This window comes from Lactococcus taiwanensis (assembly GCF_014905395.1).
In the GTDB taxonomy this organism is placed as follows: domain Bacteria; phylum Bacillota; class Bacilli; order Lactobacillales; family Streptococcaceae; genus Lactococcus; species Lactococcus taiwanensis.
The window spans coordinates 60,352-82,917 of the sequence record NZ_BNDT01000004.1 but is presented as its reverse complement, the minus strand read 5'-3'; the positions used below and the strand labels follow the sequence as shown (position 1 = coordinate 82,917).

Here is a 22,566-nt window from a genome sequence, read left to right as displayed (position 1 = left end):
CAACTATGCGCTATTTTACAGCAGGAGAGTCACACGGACCAAAACTGACAGCCATTATTGAGGGAATCCCTGCAGGCTTACCCCTCACTGCAGCTGATATTAATTACGAACTCAAACGCCGCCAAGGTGGCTACGGGCGTGGTGGAAGAATGAAAATAGAGTCAGACCAAGTCGAAATCACCTCTGGTGTGCGTCATGGTTTAACGATGGGAAGCCCTATCACTTTGAGCGTGGTAAACCGCGATTTCAAAAATTGGGAAAAAATTATGGCAGTAGAAGATGTAGAGGATAAAATCAAATCTCAGCGTCGTCTCACAAAACCACGTCCTGGTCATGCAGATCTTGTAGGGGGGATGAAGTACGATTTTGAAGATTTGCGCAATGTATTAGAGCGCTCTTCCGCTCGGGAAACAACGATGCGTGTAGCGGTTGGGGCTGTAGCCAAAAAACTGTTGCACGAACTTGGTATCGAAGTTGCTAATCATATTGTCAACTTTGGGGGAAAACCAATTGATAGTCCGAGTCAGCTGAGCGTGTCAGAAATCCGAGAAAAGGCTGGTGCCAGCGACTTATCTATCTATGATGAGCGTCAAGCGGAGGAGTTGCGCACTTATATTGATCAGATCAAAAAGGCGGGCGATACCATTGGTGGTATCATTGAGACTCGGGTAGAAGGCGTCCCCGCTGGTCTAGGCTCTTATGTTCAATATGACCGAAAATTAGATGCCAAAATCGCGGGAGCTGTCGTATCGATTAATGCCTTTAAGGGAGTAGAATTTGGTTTAGGGTTTGAAGCTGGAAAACGTCCCGGCAGTCAGGTCATGGATGAAATCGTTTGGTCTAAAGAGCAAGGCTATGCGCGCTCGACTAATCAGTTAGGTGGTTTTGAAGGGGGAATGACGAACGGGGAACAATTGATCATCCGGGGGGTGATGAAACCCATTCCAACCCTTTATAAACCTTTGATGTCTGTTGATAAGGAAACGCATAAACCTTATAAAGCGAGTGTCGAACGCTCTGATCCTACAGCACTTCCTGCTGCGGGTGTGGTGATGGAGAATGTGATCGCCACAGTGCTTGCTCAGGAACTCTGTCAACAGTTCAATGCGGACTCTTTTTCTAAACTAAAAGAAGACTTACAGCGCTATAAAAAACATCTACAAGCTTATTAAACGATAAAATAAAAGTAAAAAAACTTTTCAAAACCTCTTGGACGCAAAGAGGTTTTTTGTTTACTCGTTTTTTAGCGACTCAAATGTTTGGCTTTAAAAAAATAACTTACGAATTTGTAAGTTTTAATTATTGTCTTTCTTGTTAAAATGAATTTATCAACAAAAAGGATAAAGGAAAATAACATGAAGAAAATTTTAATTGGTTTAGTTGCATTATTGCTTGTCGTTGTAGGAGGAGCTTATACTTGGTATCATATAAGCTATGGTGGTGAAAACTACTATATGCAGGTTACTCAAGATGGTGAGAAAGTAAAATCTAAAGATGATAGCGGAAAAAGCTATACTGATTATGAATATAAAACCGTTGCTTATCAAAAAGCAGGTAAAGCAAAGCACTTAGATTTTACTGCCACACATAATTTGCGCCACCAAGCTTATTTAGAAATCACCTACAATAACCGTAAAGGCGTGACAAGCTGGGAAGAAGTAAAAAAAGCTGACGTACCAGAAAAAGCACTCGCCAAGATTACCGCTCAAAATCCCTAAAGTCTTCATCAGTTACTGACCAAGCGGTCAGTAAATCAGAACTTTCCGTAAGACTTAAATCCGAAAATAGGAGGAACCCTCATGACATTTTTGCAAATTAACATCGCTTTGATGACCCTTACCATCATTCTTGCTTCACTAATGGGAGGCTGCTTACTTTATACGATGAGAGCCGTTAAGAAACGCCTAATGAAACTTGAAGATATGAAAGAAACGCACAACTAGAAAAGGAAGATTTATGTTACTCGAAGTTAAACATCTCAAAAAAATTTTTAAAACACGATTTTCAAAAGAAGAAACGACTGCGCTTGTCGATATCGATTTTGGGGTCGAAGAGGGGGAATACATCGCTATTATGGGTGAATCTGGTTCAGGGAAAACCACACTTCTAAATATTCTCTCGACACTTGAGAAACCTACCTCAGGTCAAGTCTTATTGAACCAAGAAGACATAACAGCTATTAAAGATAAAGAAATCTCTGCCTTTCGCAGAGACCACTTGGGCTTTGTCTTTCAAGACTTTAACTTATTAGATACATTGAGCGTTCGGGATAATATCTATCTACCGCTAGTGCTTTCTAAAGCTAATGTCAAGCTTATGAAAGAACGATTGGCCCAACTTGCCCCAAAATTAAATATTGAAAATTTGTTGGACAAACAACCGTTTGAGCTCTCAGGGGGACAAAAGCAACGGGTTGCCGTAGCGCGTGCATTAATTAGCCAACCGGACTTAATTCTTGCAGATGAGCCAACTGCTGCGCTCGACTATAAAAATTCAGAAGACTTACTCAATCTTTTTGAAGAAATCAACGATGCTGGTCAAACCATTATTATGGTAACTCACTCTAGCCTAGCAGCTAGCCATGCCAAACGCGTGTTATTCATCAAAGATGGTGTGCTTTATCATCAGCTTTATCGAGGGGACAAATCTTCTACAGAATTTGCCAAAGAAATTACACTCTCTATGACCGCATTTCTTGGTGCGCAAGATGATGAGGAGGTGACGGCAAATGCTTAGTTTCAAGCTTGCCACAAGAAATCTGAAAAAGGGCTTTAAAAGTTTTGCTCCTTTTTTAATGGCTTGTATCACGATGTTTGTGATGATTTTTGTCACAGCATCTATCGCACTCTCGCCTTCTATCGATAAACTTCGCGGCGGTGCTGCACTCTCTGAAGTGATGAGTTTTGCTTTAGTTGTACTCGCAATCTTTTCAGTCTTGATATTAATTTATAGTTATCGTTTCTTACAACTTCAACGTTCTCGTGAATTTGGGCTTTACGATATACTCGGTTTTGGCAAAACACGGATCGCAGGTGTCGCCTTTCTCGAATTGTTATTGAGTTATTTGATTACAGTCGTTGTGGGATCCATCTGTGGGATTGCCTTTTCTAAATTCCTTTATCTTATTTTTGTTAATATGATTGGGGGAAATTATTTCAATCTCGAAATCAATCCTAGTTCTATTTTATTGGTGGCTGCCCTTTATCTCATCTTTTTCATTATTTTAATGTTTATTGGGATGTGGATCATTTGGCGTTCTTCAAGCCTTGACTTACTCCGTGAAGAGTCCAAAGGTGAAAAGGAACCTAAAGCCAATATCTTTTTAGCAGGGCTTGCTGTGATTCTTCTTGCGATTGGATACTATATCGCCTTGAGTGTGGATAATCCGATTTCTGCTCTGACTAATTTCTTCATTGCTGTCTTGCTGGTTATCTTTGGAACTTATTTCTTCTATGTAAGTTTTACTGTCTGGTATCTCAAACGAAAGAAAAAAAGAGCCAGTTATTACAAACCCCATAATTTTATTACCACAAGCTCAATGCTTTATCGCATGAAAGCCAATGCAGTTGGATTGGGAAATATTACTATTTTACTTTCCATGACGATTGTGACGGTTGTGGTGAGTTTGGGAGTTTTCATTGGTACGGAAAATGTCGTACAGACCCAGTACCCTCGTGAAGCGCAAATTTTCTCAGTTGATACCAAAGAAACGCCAGATCAATTGCGTCAAACGACACAAAAAATGGCTACAGATCATGGGATCAAAATTAGTCACTTATCAAGCATTTATATGGCGTCCAGTTTGTCTGCGCAACGTAAAGCTTCCTCCAACGATCAATTCATCACTTCAAATGAATTGGGAAGTATGATTGATAAAAATAATTATACAGTGACGTTGACCACGCGCGATAGTTTGGATGCAATCGGAAATAAAGACTTACCAGCTTTGGACGATCAAGAAATTTTACTGACAGGCTCGTCAGCCAGTAAAGATGGCTCATTAGCTACTGGGTTAAAGACAGTTCACTGGTATGGCAAAGATTATCAAGTTAAAGATATTCTAAAAGATGTGAAGAACTTTCCAGAAGATGTGAGCTTGACCAACTCAATGATGATTATTTTTGCAAATAACCAAGCCTTAGAAAAGGCTTTGGATAACTATAACAATGTGATTAATAAAGATCAAGGTTATAGCCAATCGCCGATGACTTTAACACTTTTTGATCTCCCTGCTGCGGATAAAAAAGCAATGAATAAGGCTTTCAAACAAACGTTTGGAGCTGATAATAATCTGAGTCTTTCTTACCGGAGTGAAGCTTTACAAGATCAACGCGCACAAATTGGCGGATTTGTCTTTGTTGGTTTCGTTTTGGGAATGAGCTTTATTCTTGGTGCAGCTTTAATTATCTACTATAAGCAGCTCTCTGAAGGAGCACAAGATAAACGCTCGTTCAAGATTTTACAAGAAGTTGGACTATCTAAGGATGAAGTTCAAAAAACAATTAAATCGCAAGTACGTATGATTTTCTTCCTCCCACTTGTAATTACGATTTTGCACTATGCTGGGGCTTATCTGATGATTGAAAAAATAGTCATGCTCTTTGGGATTACTAATCGCAGTTTGATTTTCATGATTGGACTTGCAACGATTGCCTTGTTAGCAGCAATCTACTATCTGATTTACAAAGCAACGAGTCGTGTTTATTATCATATCGTTGAACGCTAAAAATTAACTGACGGACCACTGAACTTATCGAAAAGTTGTTAAAACAATTGACGTAAGCTCTGACAGTTCTGTCAGTTTTTTGTTTGCTTTTATGAAAGTAGAAAAAGGAGGAAGGGACGAGTTTTTGTTATAATGATAGTAACAAAAGACCACCTTTCCAGAAAATTTTTTTATTTGGTTGTGGGTCTTAGATTCTAATTAGCTTACATGAGAGGAACCCATGTCTATCTATCTTCACTCCATCCAAATTGGAGTACTCCTTTTTTTTGTTTTTTTATTACTTGCCCTTATCCCTTATCTGATTATCCAGTATCGACGCTATGGTCACGTCAATTCTTGGCGCTTTTTTGTTAATTTTTCTTTCGTTTTATATCTTATTTGCGCCTATGCCATGACGATTTTTCCGCTTCCGCCCGTAGAAGAAGTAGCGCAGATGACGGGGCCTAAGCAAAATTTAATCCCTTTCGAGTTTGTCAAACAGTTTATGTTATATAGTCCATTTAGATGGGATGATCCTTCAACATGGCTTGCAGGACTTAAAAACTTCACGTTTATTCAGCCCTTTTTTAATTTATTACTGACGCTCCCATTTGGGCTTTATCTTCGCTATTTATTTAAAAGAACATTCAAACAAACCTTGATATTAAGCTTTCTTTTGACATTATCCTTTGAGTTATTGCAACGTTCAGCTTTGCTCGGTCTTTACCCGCGTCCTTATCGCTTATTTGATGTTGACGATTTAATGATTAATACGTTAGGGAGCTTGGTTGGCTTTGGTTTTGCTGTCCTCTTTAGCCGCTTTTTGCCCGATTTAGAAGCAACCTATTTTCCTTCTTCTAGAGTCAGTCTTTTGAGACGCTTTACGGCATTATTGGTGGACGTTTTTCTCATCTCGATTGTTGGAATATTTTTACCTCAACCTTATGTGGCACAAGCAGTCCTTCTCCTTCTCATCCCAATTCTTTTCAAAGCGACCCTAGGACAAATGGTGCTCAAAATTAAGATTGATGGAAAAAATCGTTTTCGAGTTTTGATAAGACAAATTTTGTTTTGTGTTAGTTTTATACCGGTTGGCTTAGAAGGGTATTTTTTGGAACGTTCAGGAACGATTCCGCATGAGCAGTTAGCACAGAATTACCTCCTCATTCTACTTTTTCTTGCGCTGATGATTCTTCCTTTATTTGATTTACTTGTAGCAAGTTTTTCAAAAACAAGAAGACTCTGGTATGAACGTATTAGTGGAACACAGATAATTTCACAAATAAATCTAAGAAAGGAAGACTAGATCATGGCAAAAATATTTATTGTAGAAGATGACCAAATTATCGTCAAAGCCATCACCTCCGCACTAAAAAATGAATTCCAAGTTCGGAGTGTGGCTAATTTTAGAGCGGTAAAGCAGGAAATTTTGGAATTCAATGCTGATCTTGTTTTGATGGATATCGGGCTTCCGTTTTACAGTGGCTTTTATTGGACAAATGAGCTTCGCAAAGTTTCACAAATCCCCATTATTTTTATTTCCTCTTCCTCGGATGACATGAATCAAATTACAGCAATGAATCAAGGGGCTGATGATTTTGTCACTAAACCATTTTCCCTAGAAATTCTCACTGCTAAAATTAAAGCCCTCCTTCGCAGAACTTATGCCTTCGCTGGTGCTGAAAAATTAGAGTTTGCGGATTATTTTCTAACTGAAAATACACTGATTTTAAAAGAGGAGAACGAACAGTTAGAAGTAGAGTTGACCAGTTCTGAAAACAAGATTTTAACCTTACTTTTTCGAGCAAATGGACAAGTCGTTACGAAAGAAAAAATATTGCAAGAGCTTTGGCAAACAGATGAGTTCATTGATACGAACACGCTGAATGTAAAAATGACTCGCCTGCGTAAAAAACTTTCTGAAATTGGCTTTGATCAACACATTATGACAAAACGAGGATGTGGCTATGCTTTGGTTTAAATTTTTAAAAGCAAAAATCCCCCAAATTGGTGTGTTTTTGCTCATGCTGGCAATCTATATCGTCAATTTTTGGCTTTGGCGCTTACCGATGATGGCATTTTTCAACAGTAGTTTATTTGCTCTGATTATCTTTGTTATCTATCTTATTTCTTCTTATTTTCGATGGAAAGGAGTCCAACAAGCCATTTGTTCTGTTGTCCAAGATAATCAAACCTTACAAAAAAAACTCGATCAGCAGAACTTAGCAGAACGAGAGTTAGAAGATATTATCCGTGTTTGGTCCCATCAAATGAAAATTCCACTTTCCGCAATTGATCTGATGACTCAAACAGAAGTGGATCCCAAAGAATTAAAAAATCAGGTTTTTTCGCTTGAAAATTACCTTAAGATGTTGCTTGAATATCAACGTATTAACAATTTAGCTACGGATTTCCGCTTTGATAAGGTAAGTATGGCCGACATTATGCGAGAACTTATAAAAAAGTACAGCACTTTTTTTATCCAAAAGGAGCTTAGCCTAAACATTGAAGGAGAGTGGGTGGTGACCTCTGATCAACGTTGGTTGACATTAGCTATTGAACAACTTTTGAATAATGCGGTCAAGTATACCAACTCTGGTGGGATTTTTATTCAGATAGAGCCAGGAAAACTTGAGATTAGAGATACGGGTATCGGTATTCTCAAAGAAGATATCCCCCGACTTTTTGAACATGGCTTTACAGGTTTTAATGGTCGGATTCAGCAGAAATCAACAGGCTTAGGCCTCTATTTATCAAAATTAATCTTAGATAAGTTAGAATTTCAAATTACTATCCATTCAGACATTGGTCAAGGAACTACTGTTACTATAACGAAAGAATAAAAAGATGAAGAAAATACTGATTATTGGTTTGGGCTTAATTGGAGGCTCCATAGCCCTTGGCATTAAGCGTGCACATCCACACTATGAAATATGGGGCTATGATCGACCAGAAGTTCAAACGATTGCTTTAGAGCAAACGATTATTGATCATGCAGCACCTAACCTTTGTTCAGCTGAACAAGCTGATATCATCCTCATCGCCCTCCCCCTTGAAGCGACCCTAGAGACGCTGCGTGAATTGGCCGAGCTTGAACTAAAAGAGCAAGTTTTAATTACCGATACAGGTTCAACTAAACAGTCGATAATTCAACTCGCACAAGAGTTATTTGAGTCCAAAAAAATAATTTTTGTCGGAGGGCATCCAATGGCTGGTTCACATAAATCAGGTGTAAGAGCAGCGGATGTGCATCTTTTTGAAAATGCCTATTATGTCTTGACGGAAGAAAACGTAGCACTCCGAGATTTATTAAAAGGTTTAGGAGCAAAGTTCATTATCGTTAATCCTAAAGAACACGATCAGGTCACGGGACAGGTTTCTCATTTTCCTCATATCCTCGCTTCGAGTTTAGTACTTCAAGCAGAAGAATATGCCGTAACTCATCCCTTGGTTAGACAATTAGGGGCTGGTGGTTTTCGAGACATGACTCGAATTGCAGAAGCCGATAGCACGATGTGGACAGGAATACTTTTATCAAATCCAGATGTTATTATAGAGCGAATAGAAACCTTCAAAGAACAATTGGACGCTTTAAGTGTCAAAATAAAAGCACAAGATGAAAAAGGGTTGAAGCATTTTTTTGACGAAGGCAAATCCATCCGACAAAACATGGAAATCCATCGTGGAGCGATTCCGAACTTTTATGATTTATTTGTAGCTATCCCCGATGAAAAAGGTGTAGTTCTGCGTATTCTCGCCTTACTCCAAGATTTTTCTATCACAAATATTAAAATAAATGAGGAAAATCGTGAAGATACGCATGGGCAACTTCAAATTAGCTTTAAAACGGAAACAGATTTGGAGCGTGCTTATCAAATCATACAGTTAGCGACAGATTTTGAAGTCAGAGCGTGAGCGCTTCACAAGATGGACCTATTAGCAGTAAGGGTGCTTAGCGCCCTTTTATGTTATAATAAATACTAAAAACGTTTAGGATAGAAAATGAAATTAACAATACATTCAAAAGGATTAAATGGGGTGCTGAGTGTCCCTGGCGATAAATCAATTTCCCATCGGAGTATTATGTTTGGGGCAATTGCTCATGGTGAAACTCTGATTCATGATATTTTGCGTGGTGAAGACGTATATTCTACGATAGAAGCTTTCAGAGCGATGGGTGTGCAAATTGAAGATGACGGACAGGATATACGTGTTTTAGGTCAAGGCTTTAAAGCACTAAAGAAACCCCAAAAAGCATTAGACATGGGCAATTCTGGGACATCAACTCGTCTATTATCAGGTATCCTAGCTGGCTTGCCTTTTGAGACTACCCTACTGGGGGATGATAGCTTATCTAAACGTCCGATGGATCGTGTGGCAATTCCATTGCGATTGATGGGGGCGAGCATTACAGGGGAAACGTCACGGGTTAAACTTCCAATGACGATTCAAGGACGCTCCCCTCTCCAGAAGATAGAGTATACTCTACCAGTAGCCTCTGCTCAAGTAAAATCAGCGCTTATTTTTGCAGCATTACAAGCTGAAGGGGACTCAATAATTGTTGAGAAAGAGCATACCCGATCTCACACAGAAGAAATGTTAGCTCAGTTTGGTGGAGAAATCAAAGTCATAGGAAAAACAATTTATATTCCAGGACAGCAAGAGCTTAAGGGACAGGAAGTGACAGTGCCTGGAGATATCAGCTCGGCCGCTTTTTGGTTGGTTGCCGCTTTAATTGTCGAACATTCTAAGGTAACCTTAAAAAATGTGGGGATTAATGAGACGAGAACAGGAATTTTGGAAGTCATTACAGCTATGCAAGGGCTGCTAGAAATTTCTGAAGTTGATGAGTCAGCAAAATCAGCCACCGTAACTGTGCATACAAGCAGGCTCCAAGGAACGGAGATTTCGGGTGATTTGATTCCTCGCTTAATTGATGAGCTCCCTATCATTGCCTTACTAGCTACCCAAGCGAATGGGCAAACGATTATTCGAGATGCTGCTGAGTTAAAAGTGAAAGAAACGGATCGTATTGCAGTGGTGGCTGATGTATTAAATGCGATGGGTGCAAAGATTACGCCAACTGATGATGGAATGATCATTGAGGGAAAAACAAAGTTACATGCTCCTCAGCGTGCCATCAATACTTTGGGGGACCATCGTATCGGAATGATGGCAGCCATTGCAGCCCTCTTGGTAGAAGAAGGGAAAATGGAATTGGAACGCGCTGAAGCAATCAAAACCAGTTATCCTCAATTCTTTGAAGATCTGAATCACTTGATGAAGAAGTCACAATAAGAAATCTAAAGGAAAAGGCTAAAATGAGTATCATCTTAATAGGTTTTATGGGTGCTGGAAAATCTACCATTGCTAAACGTTTAGGAAAAAAGGTGGTAGATTTAGATCAATTGATTGAATCACGTATTGGAATGCCTATCGCTGATTTTTTTGCAGAATTTAGCGAACTAGAATTCCGTAAAGTGGAAAATGAAATTTTTCAAGAAGTGATCGAAAAAGATTGGATTATCGCCACTGGTGGTGGAATCGTTGAAAATGAAAAAAATAGAACAGCCTTGGCAGCCCACTCACAAGTCGTTTATTTAACCTCAGATTTTGATACACTCTGGCAGAGAATTATCAATGATGACCTGACGAATCGACCTTTAGCTCAAGATAAAACTAAAGCAAAAGATTTGTTTGAACAACGCCAAAAATATTATGAGGCGGTTGCTGATTTAGTGGTTGAAGTTGCCCAAAAGTCCCCAGAAGAAATAGTAGCTGAGATACAAAATAAGTGGAGGAATGAATAAATGAAAGTAGCTTATTTGGGGCCGCGCGGCTCATTTTGTTCAGTTGTTGCAGAATACGCCTTCCCCACGGATAAGCGGTGTGCCTATGATTCGATTATAGAAGTTATTGAAGCATATGAGCAAGCCTGCTGTGATTTTGCATTGATTCCTATTGAAAACTCTACAGAAGGCTCTGTCACTATGAGTATTGATAAGCTTTTTCATGATTCTAAAGCAGATGTAGTGGGAGAGTTTACCCTACCCATTTCTCAAAATTTATTGGGACACGCCTCGAAACAACCTCTTGAGCTGATTTATTCGCATCCGCAGGCCTTAGCTCAAACAAGAAACTATCTTCGCGCACATTACCCCTATGCCCAAGTACAGGTGATGCCGTCGACTTCAGCAGCAGCAGAGTTTGTCCAGCAACATCCAGAGCGACCAATTGCTGCGGTAGCTAATTATCAAGCAGCTGAGATGTTTGACTTAGAAATATTAGCTGAAAATATCCAAGATAGCGCACAAAATACTACGAGATTTTGGTTATTAGGAAAAGATAAGCAGAGATTTGATTTACCTGTGCAAGGCCAAAAAGTCAGTTTAGCTTTGACTTTACCCCATAACTTACCGGGGGCCTTACATAAAGCAATTTCAGTATTTGCCTGGCGTGATATTGATATGACAAAAATTGAATCACGTCCTTTGAAAACACAATTGGGACAATATTTCTTTGTGATTGATGTCGTCAATAATAAAGAAAATCGATCCAAAATCCCCTTTGCTATTGAAGAACTTGTGACCTTAGGGGTACAAGTACGGGTATTAGGGGATTATTTAGTATATGCAGTAGATGAGGTGTAAGAAGTGAAAATTTATTTTGTACGACATGGTAGGACGGAGTGGAACTTGGCACGACGTTTACAGGGACAAAAAGGAGATTCACCATTATTGCCAGAGTCTTATGAAGCGATAGCACGTGTCCGTAAACATCTGTCTGTCATCAAATTTGATCAAGTTTTATCTAGCCCTCAACCTCGCGCATTGACGACGGCTCATTTGTTAACTGATGCTCCTGTCAGCTCTGATCAACGTTTGTCAGAGTGGAATTTTGGCGAGTTGGAAGGCTGGTATATTCAAGATGCTATCGCCAAATATCCTAAAGCAATGCATGATTCACGATTTCAGCTGGACCAGTTTGATGGATCTGCTTTTGGAGCAGAATCTGTTGCGTCGGTTTTGAGACGTTTTGATTCACTCGCTGAGGAGCTTCTCCAATCTGATGCTGAAAATGTTTTACTTGTAGGACACGGGGCATCTGGTACAGCAGGAATGCGCCATTTAGCAGGTTATAGCATTTCCGAACTTCGGGCTGTGGGGGGACTCGCCAATAATACAATAACCATTTTAGAAAATGTGGCGCATGGTTTTGAATTAAAAGTTTGGGATGAAAAGTTATGACCGAAAAAACTTATGTGACGGGGACAATCGAGGCAATCTTTTTTTCTAATCCAAGTAATTTTTACAAAGTCTTACTAGTAGAAATTGAAGAAACAAATGCAAACTACGATGACCTTGAAATTGTGGTAAATGGTACTATCGGTGATGTGGTAGAAGGAGATGCCTACACCTTTTATGGTCAGTTGACTCAACATCCAAAATATGGTGAACAATTACAGGTCAGTCAGTACGAAAAAGCCCTCCCCACTTCTGGAGCTGGCCTTATCAAGTATTTTTCTTCAGATAAATTTCCTGGTATTGGTAGAAAAACAGCTGAGAAAATCGTTGAAACTTTCCCAGAAAATACTGTGGATCAGATTTTAGAAGCGCCTGAGCAATTGGATGGTATCTTGTCTTTAGCACGCAAAAACTCATTTGTGAAACGATTACGAGAAAATCATGGCATGGAAAAAATCTTGGCAAAACTCGCCGAGTATGGTCTGCCTAGTAAAGTAACTTTCCAAATTTACGAGCTTTACAAGGATAAAACACTAGTGACGATTGAAGAAAACCCCTATCAACTGGTAGAAGATGTTAAAGGGGTGGGCTTCAAAACAGCAGATGGCATTGCAAAACGGCTAGGCATTGAAGCAGATAGTGCAAACCGTTTTCGCGCAGCACTTATACACATCGTAAATACTCACTCAGCAACGACTGGTGATACTTATATCGAAGCCAAAAATTTATTGGAACAAACGGTCGAATTGCTTGAAGAATCGAGAAATCGGGAGGTCGATCCGGTAAAGGTTGCTGAGGCGATTAATGAATTAATTATTGATGGGAAGGTACAACAAGAGGGAACCAAAATTTTTGAAAATTCCCTTTACTTTGCCGAAGATGGCATCCGTCAATCTTTGACGGCGCTGACAAGACGGCAAGGGGACCAAGTCTCAGAAGAAAAATTACTGACTGTGGTGTCAGAGGTTGAAAAGGACCTCGGAATAACGTATGATTCCTTGCAGAAGCAAGCTATCCTAGGCGCAATGAATGAGCAATTTTTCATCCTCACAGGAGGCCCCGGTACAGGTAAAACGACAATTATTAATGGGTTCATTGAAACTTACGCCCGTGTTCATCAGCTTGATCTAGATCCGATGCACTACAATGATGATATTTTTCCGATATTGTTAGCAGCACCAACAGGGCGAGCCTCTCGGCGCATGAATGAATTAACAGGCTTACCCGCTGCGACTATTCACCGTCATCTTGGCTTAGGACAGGATGAGTCAGAAGAAGCAATGGGAAATGAATTATCTGGTGCTTTATTGATTGTAGATGAATTTTCAATGGTCGATACGTGGCTTGCTCATAAACTTTTTCAAGCGATACCGGGTTCGATGAAGGTCTTGTTAGTAGGGGATAGTGATCAGCTTCCTTCAGTAGGTCCTGGGCAAGTTTTTGCAGATTTGTTGAAAATCGAAGCTCTCCCCTCAATTAAGTTGGATAAAATTTTTCGACAAGGGGATGATTCGACCATCACCGACTTAGCACATCACATCAAAGATGGTCATTTGCCCACTGACTTTACAATGAAAAAAACAGATCGATCTTACTTTGAAGTTGGAGCCAATCTTGTACCAAAAATGGTCGAGCAAATCGCTTCAGCTTGGCAAAAAAAAGGGAATGATCCTTTTGAGTTACAAGTCTTAGCTCCGATGTATAAAGGGTTGGCGGGAATCAACGCGATGAATGTCCTCTTGCAAAATCTTTTTAATCCTTTAGAAGAACGCTTAGAGTTTAACCTTGGAGAATTGCATTTTCGTGAAGGAGATAAAGTATTACATCTTGTCAACGACGCGCAGGCCAATGTTTTCAATGGAGATTTGGGTAAGATCACTGAGTTGATCCCAGCTAAATACACAGAAAGTAAACAAGATGAGCTTGTCATGGATTTTGACGGGCAAGAATTGTCCTATCCTCGTGCAGAATGGTACAAAATTACTTTGGCTTACGCCATGTCCATTCATAAATCCCAAGGCTCAGAATTTTCTACAGTAATTGTACCGATGGTTCGTTCCTATTCAAGAATGTTGGAACGTAATCTTCTCTATACTGCCGTCACTAGGGCTAAACAGAGTTTAATTTTACTTGGGGAACAACAAGCTTTTGCACAAGCTGTTGCACGTGAAGGTGCTAATCGTCAAACCTATTTGATTGAACGCTTCACTGAAATTTCTGAGAAGTCAAGCCAACCAATCACTACCGAATTAATGGATAAAGAGGCTGATTTGTCTGCTGACCTCCAAAAGGACTCTAGCATAACTGGCGCACAAACTTTTACGCAAAAACGTACTGATGATCCCATCAGTGACACTCAAGAAATTTCGCTCTTCGAAGATGAAAATGAGGTTGCAAATCCTACGGAGGGCTTAAGCGAACGCGCCATTTTAGCCGGTAGTATTGATCCACTTATTGGCTTGACTGCACAAGATGTCGCTATTTTTAAATAAAAAAGCCTTCCAAAGGAAGGTTTTTTTGTAAAAAAAAAATCTGTCAGAGCTGACAGAAATTTTAATTAGCCAAGTTTAGCAGCAAGACGTGATTTATCACGTGCAGCTTTGTTAGCATGAATAAGGCCTTTTGATGCAGCTTTATCGATTGATGAAGATGCAACTTTGAAAAGCTCTTCTGAAGGTGCTACTTCAAATTTTTTGATAGCAGTACGCATTGCAGATTTTTGTTGAGCGTTACGTTCGTTTGCGATTTTATTCAATTCAGCACGTTTGATTGCAGATTTGATGTTAGCCATTTTTTATCTCCTTTATTACTTTTCATAGAAAAGTGGTTGATTTAATGTCCCAGGTGGGCACACTACACCCTCCAAGATTTTTCTAATACCTATCAATTATACAGGAAAAATACTTTTTTGTAAACTATTACTGGTCTATTTTTTTGAAAAAATAGTGGGAAATGACCTTGAAAATAATAAACAAATAAATATGGGAAATCAACTTTTAGGCTAGGGGGGGAGTAATCATAAGAGTTTAATTTAACAAACTAAGGGTTATAAAAGAAAATTTTAATTAAAAAAAAGGGCATATTGTATTGACAATAGGAAATTTAGTGTTATAATCGAATCATGAATTTAGATGAAAAACCGTGGTTCAACGATGCAGAATATATGAGTTATGTAGGTCATCTATTGGAAATGGATGAACTAAAAAAACTTGATGAAATCACACATCACTACACTTCAACCCGCTTGCAACACTGCTTGAGAGTAAGCTATGTGAGCTATGTTATTGCAAAAAAACGAGGCCTTAATGCTAAAGCGACAGCGAGAGCAGGTCTTTTGCACGACCTTTTCTACTATGACTGGCGCGAAACAAAATTTGCTAAAAGTCATGCTTATGTCCACCCGCATATCGCCTACCGTAATGCGCGCAAGCTGACCACTTTGTCAGAGCTTGAAAAAGATATCATTATCAAACATATGTTCGGTGCAACAATCAATCCGCCACGCTATAAAGAAAGTTGGATTGTGACAGCAGTAGATAAATATGTGGCAACCTTAGAAGGGTCAGCCAATCTTAAATACAAATGGAACAAACGTAAACATTTCAAACGTTTACCTTCTTTCAGCTTGGATTAAAATTTTTTAAAAATGTATATTAGAGGAGCTTGTCAGTTATTGATAGGCTCTTTTTATTTTACTGACCCTGCTGTCAGTAACTTATGAAGGATAAAAAAGAAGTCAAAAACAGGCGAAAGTGTATTTTTTAGAGGCTATGTTATAATATAGAAGGAAGAGCTGGCATTATTTTTAGGAAAAAAGGTGTCAAATGTAAGGAGTCTCGTATGAAAAAAGTAAAAGTTTTCTACAATAAAAAGTCAGGAAATAATGATCAAGAAAAAGTATTGCAAACTATTAAAGACTTCTTTGAACGTGATGATAATAAAGAATTTGAACTTGAATTTGTCAATCCAGAGAGTCCTAAAGAGGCAGTGGCACTGGCTAAAAAAGCCAGTGAAGAAGAAACAAATTTGGTTATAGCCTTAGGAGGGGACGGTACCATCAATAAAATTTGCGGTGGTGTTTTCGAAGGAGGAGGCAAGAGTCTGCTTGGAATTGTTCCCAATGGTACAGTAAATAATTTGTCCAAATCTCTTCAGATTCCGCAAAAATTAGAAGAAGCCCTTGAAAATCTAAAAGAGGGGGAAGTTCGGAAGATTGATATTGCAAAAGTGAATGAAGACTATATGATGTCAAGTCTGACTTTAGGAATACTTGCTGATATCGCAGCAAATGTTCGGACGTCTGAAAAGAAAAAATTTGGACCATTAGCTTATCTCAAAGATGCCTATAAAGTTTTGCGTTATAATAAAACGTATCATATTGAGGTCACATATAATGGTAAGACAGAGCATCTTAAGACAAAATTATTACTGATCACCATGACAAACACGATTGGTGGGATGCAAGCCCTCTCGCCTGAAGCTAAAGTTGATGATGGACTCATGCGTGTTTATTCTTTGAAAGAAATTAATCTTTTAAAGATTCTCTTACATCTCCGTAAGTTAAGAAAAGGTCAATTTGAAAATTTCACAGAAATGAATCATTTTGACACCGCACATTTGAAGATGGCGACACGCTCACAGCGTAAGAAAGATATCCCTTATTCACGAATTGATGGAGACAAAAGTGACCCACTTCCACTTGAAATCAAGGTTTATCACAAAACCTTAACGACCATCACCCCAAAAGAAGTATGAGTTGCGTTTTGAGTTGAGGGAAAAATCAGCCTTAAGTCGGATGACAAGGCGACGATTTTTTGATAGAATAAACTTAGAATTAAATTAAAAATAGGAGGCCAAATTTAATGCAAAATATGAATGATAACGATATTATCTTTGACCAACAAAGAGATGGCTTGAACGCCTTTTTCAGCAAGATTTATGCGCTGATGGGAGTAGGAGTGCTCGTTTCTGCGCTGGTTTCTTGGATAATGATAACATTTTTTCTAGATAACATGACTGCAATTCTCCAAAGTGGAAGCTTATTCTTTTTAGTGCTTTGGATTATCCCGCTTGTGATGGTTGTTTCGTTGCAAAGCTTAGCGATGAAGAATTCTAAAATGGCACTACCCATCTTTATCGGTTATGCAGCATTTATGGGATTTTTGATTAGCTTTACTTTGCTTATGTACACAGCAACAAGTATTACTTTAGCTTTTGTTACAGCGGCGGCTATGTTCTTTGGCCTTTCGCTCTATGGACGTCTAACAAAACGTAACCTCTCTGCAATGGGTAAAGCTCTGGGAGTTGCTGTTTGGGGGATTATCGTTGCTATGATACTCAACATTTTTGTTGGTGGGACTGCTTTAATGTTCGTGACGAGCATTGCTGGGGTAGTGATTTTCGCTGGTTTAATTGCTTGGGATAATCAAAAAATTACCCAAGTCTACAATCATAATAATGGACAAGTGAGTGATGGTTGGGCTATCTCTATGGCCTTGGCTCTCTACCTTGACTTCCTCAATATGTTCCTTTTCTTACTTCGCATTTTCGGTATTGCAGGTGGAAACAATCGTGATTAAAAATAAGAAACCTGAGCAAATGCTTAGGTTTTTTTAATGCTATGAAAAGGGGCCTTTTAAGAGAGGGAAGTTACTAGTGAGTCATGTTTCTTGTTTGCTAGTGGGTAGACCCGTTCACATGACTAGAAAAAAGAACTGACAAGAAGGTCAGTTCTTTTGAAGATGAAGCCTGAAGTGATGTTTGAGTCTCATAGAGGAGTGTTTTGTTCTGGCATGAGGAAGAGTTTTTCGAGTTGGCGTGCCACTCCATCCTCATCATTCGTCCATGGTAAAATTTCGGTGGCATATGGTGTTAAGCGAGCTGAAGCATTTTTCATGGCAAAAGCATTGGGGGCGAGTTTGAACATTTCGATATCATTATGTTCATCACCAAAAGCAATCAGGTTTTCCACTGAAATATCTAAAATTTTGAGTAAATATTTCAGGCCAGATGCTTTGCTGATTCCTTTAGGGACAACTTCAAGAATACCGTTCGGGCCACCCCAAACTCCGACATCAATCTTGCCATTATAATGCCGTTTCATTTCAGCAGCAAGCGCCAGTTTATCTTTTTGTCGTGTTGAAAGCAGAACTGCATGTGGGTTATCAGTTACTCGGTCAGCCCTTAGACGGTTATAGGGTTGAAAACGTTCCACACCAAAAAGCTGGGGTTCAACATTTTTGAAGGTGTTTAAGAAAAATTTTCTACGGTATTCAACCGCGAAAAAATTAAGATTGAAATTTTGTTGGTGACGCAAAAGATCAAAGATAAAGGAGCGGTCAATATAATGAGCTTTGGTATAAGGCCAGTTACGATCATTGGGCATGGAAATGAGTGCTCCATTAAAGTTAATGACTGGGCTTTTTAATTCCAGTTCGCGATAAACCTCAAGCGACATCCGAAAAGGTCTACCCGTTGTAATGCAAATAATATGACCTAAAGCTTCTACTCGTTTAAAAACATATTTTGTATACCGACTTATTGTCCGTCCGTCTGATTGTAAAGTTGTCCCATCAAGGTCTATAGCAATAAGTTTTCTTTCCTTAACATTTTTCATCGAAACGCCCTTTCATATCGTATTCTCTCAATTTAACTATTATAACATACTTGGATACCTCAGTCCTTCTTAAAATACAGCGAACAATAACCACTGAATCCTAAAACAAGTTCGATATTTCCGAACGATGAGCACTTTTTTGAGAAAAAGACTGAGTTAAATCTTGTTTCCTTAACTAAAACTGATTAGAATAATAATATAATCTTTTTAAATTTTATGACGGATGTTGTTGAACGATGTCCAACTTTTTATCAAAAGGGGTAAAATCTTACCCCTAAAAAGGAGAAATTATTTGTGAACAAGTTCTTTAAACTTGAAGAAAACGGCACTACAGTTGGCCGTGAGATAATGGCTGGGGTGACAACCTTCTTTGCCATGAGCTACATCCTCTTTGTCAACCCACAAGTGTTAAGTACAACGGGTATGCCTGTCCAAGCAGTATTCTTGGCGACAATTTTAGCTTCAATTGTTGGGACATTGGCCATTGCGCTAATTGCGAACGTCCCTTATGCGCTCGCTCCAGGTATGGGGTTAAATGCCTTCTTTGCCTATACCGTTGTCCTTTCTCTGGGTTATACCTGGCAAGAAGCATTGGCGATGGTCTTCATCTGTGGTGTGATCAATATTATTATCACTTTTACTTCCATTCGGAAGGCCATTATCCTAGGTATTCCAGAAAGTCTCCAGCACGCAATTGGTGGTGGGATTGGGATCTTCATCGCCTATATCGGAATTAAAAATGCTGGTTTGCTCCGTTTTCTTGCAGATCCAGGGACTTACGTGAACAATCATGGAACAATTACTGCTAATTCCTCAATTGTACCAGAGCTTGTGACTTTCAATGATCCGGCTGTTCTTATTGCCTTAGTTGGTATAGTCGTTACCATGTTCTTTGTTATCCGGAAGTGGAAAGCGGGAATTTTACTGTCTATTTTGATTACGACGATATTAGCTCTTCTTACTGGTGTAGTTAAAGTAGATGTTCACACTTTGTTTGCAGAAAACAACTTGGGTACAGCGATAAATCAGATGGGAACAACATTTGGAGCTGCTTTTGGTCCTAAAGGTTTTGGAACACTCTTTTCCGATTCTTCACGTTATATAGAAGTATTGATGACTATCCTTGCCTTTTCATTGACCTCTGTTTTTGATCCAATTGGTACCTTCATTGGAACAGGACGTGCAACAGGAATCTTTACGGATGAAGATCTGAAAGATATGGAAACAAGCCATGGTTTCTCTTCTAAAATGGATAAAGCTTTGTTTGCTGATATGATTGCTACTCCAATCGGAGCCATTTTCGGAACATCAAACACAACCGTTTATGTTGAATCTGCAGCCGGTATCGGAGCAGGAGGACGTACTGGTCTTGCCTCTGTTGTAACAGCGATTATGTTTGCTATCTCAAGTTTATTCTTACCACTACTTGCAATTGTTCCAACACAAGCAACGGCACCAATCTTGATTATTGTTGGGATGATGATGCTTGGATCATTTAAAGAAATTAAATGGGGTGATTTGACTGAAGCGATTCCTGCTTTCTTTGCCTCAGTATTTATGGGACTTGCTTACTCAATTTCCTACGGGATTGCAGCAGGATTCATTACTTACATCTTTGTAAAACTCTTTACGGGTAAAGTAAAAGAAGTCAAACCTGTTATTTGGGTGGTTGCGATATTGTTTATTATTAATTTCGCCGTACTTGCTGTTTTATAACCTCAAAAACTTATCCAAATGGGATAAGTTTTTTTATATCGAGAAAAATATATTTCTATCTGAGTTATTCACAGTTTGAGATTTTTAAAAAGGAAGAGGCTGGCTAGTTTGAAGCAGCTAGAAAATATGATAAAATAAGCTCATGGAAGATTATGGAATATTTATTATTGGGGTAATTTTAACCTTATTTTTTGCCGGGATAACTTTTCTGTTTTGGTGGGAAATGCGCCAATTAAGAGATATTAGAACCCTTCGCTTAGGGCGACTCTCTTTTTTTTATCTAATCAGTTTGTGGATTACGGTTAATGGGATTATTGGGAGTGGTTTGGTCTTAACAGAGCTGCATCAAAGCGTCCTACTTAGCTTACTAGCATTTGAAGTATTTGTTTTGCTTTTTTTACCTTTTGTGATTGGTATTGTGGTTCCGATTAGTATTGTTGTCTTAACAGTAAAAATGTGGCGCCGTGAATCTAAATCCATCAGTAACCTCTTGCTGCCAATTGTCGTGTTTGCCTTTTTAATTATTGACTGGATTTATTTGTCTATGGGAAGATTGCCTGACAGCTGGACTTGGTTGAAAATTTTGAGTATGGTTTATCCTGCACTCTCTGTTTATCTTGCTTGGCAATTTGGTATTTTCTTTTTGTCAAGTTGGGTCTATGGAAGGCGGGTTCGTAAGGAAAAGGCTCCTTATTATGTGGTGCTAGGGGCTGGACTTATTCAAGGTGAAAACGTGGGTAAGCTTTTAGGAAATCGGATAAAGGCTGCAGTAAAAGCTGTGCGTGATGAAGAGACAATACTCGTATTTTCAGGAGGTCAAGGAGAAGATGAAAAAATTCCTGAGGGTTTAGCAATGCAACGCTATGCTGTAGAGGAATTGGGGTTTCCATATGAGCGCACGATGGTTGAGGATCAGTCACGCACAACCTATGAGAATCTTGTATTTTCTTCTCGTTTGATTCAAACAAAATTTATATTTTTCACCTCAGATTATCACGTTTTCCGAGCAGCACTCTTTGCTGCCAAGTTAGGTCTGAATGCTCAAGGGGGACGAGGAGGAAAGACCGCCATGTACTATCGGGTTCCTGCCTTTCTTCGTGAATTTATTGCGGTAATGAATTATGAGAAGAAAAAGCATATCATTTGGGTGAGTCTTATTGTAGCTTTATTTGCCTTTCTTTCTATCTTCACAGCAGTCCTCTACCAAATTAACATCAATTAGTGAAAATAAGTTGCTGACAGAGCTGTCAGTGACTTTTTTTGTGACAAAGTCTCCTTTTTTACGTATACAATAATATGCTGACTGCCGTAGATGAAAAAAATTGCCTGATTAACTTGCTAGAAACCCTTCCCGCCTCACGAAGTAAACAATATTTTTGTCCATTCTGTCATAGTGAGGTGGTTTTTAAAAATGGCCCAATCAAGTTACCTCATTTTGCGCATAAGCAGTTGAAAACATGTACGTTAGGGAACGAAAATGAGTCAGAGCAACATCTGATGCTTAAAAAAGAACTTTATGAATGGTTGAAAGAAACAGAATCAGTGGAAATTGAGCATTACTTACCAGAGCTTAGGCAGACCCCAGATCTATTAATCAATGGGAAAGTTGCCCTAGAAATTCAATGTTCCCCCCTCTCCTTGAAACGGCTGCATGAGCGTACAATGAATTATCGCTTACACGGTTTTAAGGTGGTGTGGTTAATGGGGAGGGATTTATGGTTAGGTAATCGTTTAACGGAATTGAAAAAACAACTGCTTTGTTATTCCGAAAATCACGGTTTTCATTACTGGGAATTGGATCTAACTAAACGTGTATTAAGACTACAGTCCCTGATTCATGAAGACTTAAGGGGACGGTTGTTTTATGTGACACATTCCTTTTCGTTTAAAGAAAAACCACTTTTGGACTGCTTGAGAACTCCATTTGTTCAGCAAGAGCTTTTAAAAATGGCTGTTTACCCGGATAATCAATTGCAACACTTTATCCACAAGCAGCTTTTCCACAAATCCCCGAAATGGTTACATCTCCAATCGTTATACTATCAGAAAGGTAAAAATATCTTAGATCTGGACTTTATGCGCCCTTACATTGCCCCACCTGGATTAAATCTTCTTGTTCCTTTTAAGGATAACCTAACAGGATCCTCATTTGAACAACTCTCTAAAATTCCTGTAAGCTATTATCAAAATTTTCTGGATGTGTTCCAAAAGAAGAAAATTGAGATACTCTATCCACCGCGGTTCTATGCTATAATGAAGAAACAAAAATAAGGAAAACTTGGCAA

The 22,566-nt window shown here is 39.0% G+C and carries 22 protein-coding genes; 20 read left to right on the top strand and 2 right to left on the bottom strand.

Annotation, left to right across the window (positions count from 1 at the left end; genetic code table 11):
• The first annotated feature begins 5 nt into the window (after positions 1-5).
• From aroC to recD2, 14 genes are all read left to right on the top strand, one after another.
• On the top strand, positions 6-1,172 hold the full coding sequence (gene aroC, locus JKP71_RS06030) for a chorismate synthase (protein ID WP_200407392.1): 1,167 nt from the start codon (positions 6-8) through the stop codon (positions 1,170-1,172).
• Positions 1,173-1,355: 183 nt separating this feature from the next.
• Positions 1,356-1,718, top strand: a complete 363-nt coding sequence (locus JKP71_RS06025; protein ID WP_200407391.1) for a YxeA family protein — start codon at positions 1,356-1,358, stop codon at positions 1,716-1,718.
• Between the two features lie 81 nt (positions 1,719-1,799).
• A complete protein-coding gene (locus JKP71_RS06020) occupies positions 1,800-1,943 on the top strand; it encodes a hypothetical protein (protein WP_196756733.1) in 144 nt (47 codons plus the stop codon).
• Between the two features lie 13 nt (positions 1,944-1,956).
• Positions 1,957-2,736, top strand: coding sequence for an ABC transporter ATP-binding protein (locus JKP71_RS06015; protein WP_200407390.1), 780 nt, complete (start codon positions 1,957-1,959; stop codon positions 2,734-2,736).
• The gene (locus JKP71_RS06010; RefSeq protein ID WP_200407389.1) at positions 2,729-4,726 is read left to right on the top strand and encodes an FtsX-like permease family protein; all 1,998 of its coding nucleotides are present in this window, start codon (positions 2,729-2,731) and stop codon (positions 4,724-4,726) included. Before JKP71_RS06015 ends, JKP71_RS06010 begins: the two co-directional genes overlap by 8 nt.
• A 220-nt stretch (positions 4,727-4,946) precedes the next feature.
• Positions 4,947-6,011, top strand: a complete 1,065-nt coding sequence (locus tag JKP71_RS06005) for a VanZ family protein (protein ID WP_200407388.1) — start codon at positions 4,947-4,949, stop codon at positions 6,009-6,011.
• A 3-nt stretch (positions 6,012-6,014) separates the two neighbouring features.
• A complete protein-coding gene (locus JKP71_RS06000) occupies positions 6,015-6,686 on the top strand; it encodes a response regulator transcription factor (RefSeq protein WP_200407387.1) in 672 nt (223 codons plus the stop codon).
• On the top strand, positions 6,673-7,548 hold the full coding sequence (locus tag JKP71_RS05995; RefSeq protein ID WP_075526210.1) for a sensor histidine kinase: 876 nt from the start codon (positions 6,673-6,675) through the stop codon (positions 7,546-7,548). Before JKP71_RS06000 ends, JKP71_RS05995 begins: the two co-directional genes overlap by 14 nt.
• A gap of 4 nt (positions 7,549-7,552) precedes the next feature.
• A complete protein-coding gene (locus JKP71_RS05990; protein WP_200407386.1) occupies positions 7,553-8,620 on the top strand; it encodes a prephenate dehydrogenase in 1,068 nt (355 codons plus the stop codon).
• Between the two features lie 87 nt (positions 8,621-8,707).
• Positions 8,708-10,003 carry a 3-phosphoshikimate 1-carboxyvinyltransferase gene (gene aroA, locus JKP71_RS05985; protein ID WP_200407385.1) on the top strand — a complete coding sequence of 432 codons (1,296 nt, stop codon included), beginning with the start codon at positions 8,708-8,710 and terminating at the stop codon, positions 10,001-10,003.
• Positions 10,004-10,026: 23 nt separating this feature from the next.
• Positions 10,027-10,515 (top strand): shikimate kinase, encoded by a 489-nt coding sequence (locus JKP71_RS05980; protein ID WP_200407384.1) that lies wholly within the window; start codon positions 10,027-10,029, stop codon positions 10,513-10,515.
• Complete coding sequence (pheA, locus tag JKP71_RS05975; RefSeq protein WP_200407383.1) at positions 10,516-11,355, top strand: prephenate dehydratase; 840 nt, start codon at positions 10,516-10,518, stop codon at positions 11,353-11,355.
• 3 nt (positions 11,356-11,358) lie between these two features.
• The gene (locus JKP71_RS05970; RefSeq protein WP_200407382.1) at positions 11,359-11,952 is read left to right on the top strand and encodes a histidine phosphatase family protein; all 594 of its coding nucleotides are present in this window, start codon (positions 11,359-11,361) and stop codon (positions 11,950-11,952) included.
• On the top strand, positions 11,949-14,441 hold the full coding sequence (gene recD2, locus JKP71_RS05965) for an SF1B family DNA helicase RecD2 (RefSeq protein WP_200407381.1): 2,493 nt from the start codon (positions 11,949-11,951) through the stop codon (positions 14,439-14,441). Before JKP71_RS05970 ends, recD2 begins: the two co-directional genes overlap by 4 nt.
• A 65-nt stretch (positions 14,442-14,506) precedes the next feature.
• On the opposite strand, the gene rpsT is transcribed toward recD2, so the two are convergent.
• Complete coding sequence (gene rpsT / locus JKP71_RS05960) at positions 14,507-14,740, bottom strand: 30S ribosomal protein S20 (RefSeq protein WP_075526203.1); 234 nt, start codon at positions 14,738-14,740, stop codon at positions 14,507-14,509.
• Positions 14,741-15,070: 330 nt separating this feature from the next.
• Between rpsT and JKP71_RS05955 the strand changes: the two genes are divergently transcribed.
• From JKP71_RS05955 to JKP71_RS05945, 3 genes are all read left to right on the top strand, one after another.
• Positions 15,071-15,583, top strand: a complete 513-nt coding sequence (locus JKP71_RS05955) for an HD domain-containing protein (RefSeq protein WP_075526202.1) — start codon at positions 15,071-15,073, stop codon at positions 15,581-15,583.
• Positions 15,584-15,789: 206 nt separating this feature from the next.
• On the top strand, positions 15,790-16,704 hold the full coding sequence (locus JKP71_RS05950) for a diacylglycerol/lipid kinase family protein (RefSeq protein WP_200407380.1): 915 nt from the start codon (positions 15,790-15,792) through the stop codon (positions 16,702-16,704).
• 107 nt (positions 16,705-16,811) lie between these two features.
• Positions 16,812-17,528, top strand: coding sequence for a Bax inhibitor-1/YccA family protein (locus JKP71_RS05945; RefSeq protein ID WP_200407379.1), 717 nt, complete (start codon positions 16,812-16,814; stop codon positions 17,526-17,528).
• 188 nt (positions 17,529-17,716) lie between these two features.
• On the opposite strand, the gene JKP71_RS05940 is transcribed toward JKP71_RS05945, so the two are convergent.
• Positions 17,717-18,565, bottom strand: coding sequence for a Cof-type HAD-IIB family hydrolase (locus JKP71_RS05940; protein WP_075526200.1), 849 nt, complete (start codon positions 18,563-18,565; stop codon positions 17,717-17,719).
• 294 nt (positions 18,566-18,859) lie between these two features.
• Here JKP71_RS05940 and JKP71_RS05935 point away from each other — a divergent pair, with 294 nt between their 5' ends.
• The 3 genes from JKP71_RS05935 to JKP71_RS05925 all read left to right on the top strand — a co-directional run bounded on the left by JKP71_RS05935 (position 18,860) and on the right by JKP71_RS05925 (position 22,552).
• Entirely contained in the window at positions 18,860-20,281 is a 1,422-nt protein-coding gene (locus JKP71_RS05935; protein WP_200407378.1) for an NCS2 family permease, read from the top strand.
• Between the two features lie 142 nt (positions 20,282-20,423).
• On the top strand, positions 20,424-21,503 hold the full coding sequence (locus JKP71_RS05930; RefSeq protein WP_200407377.1) for a YdcF family protein: 1,080 nt from the start codon (positions 20,424-20,426) through the stop codon (positions 21,501-21,503).
• 74 nt (positions 21,504-21,577) lie between these two features.
• A complete protein-coding gene (locus JKP71_RS05925; RefSeq protein WP_200407376.1) occupies positions 21,578-22,552 on the top strand; it encodes a competence protein CoiA in 975 nt (324 codons plus the stop codon).
• The last annotated feature ends 14 nt before the right edge of the window (positions 22,553-22,566 follow it).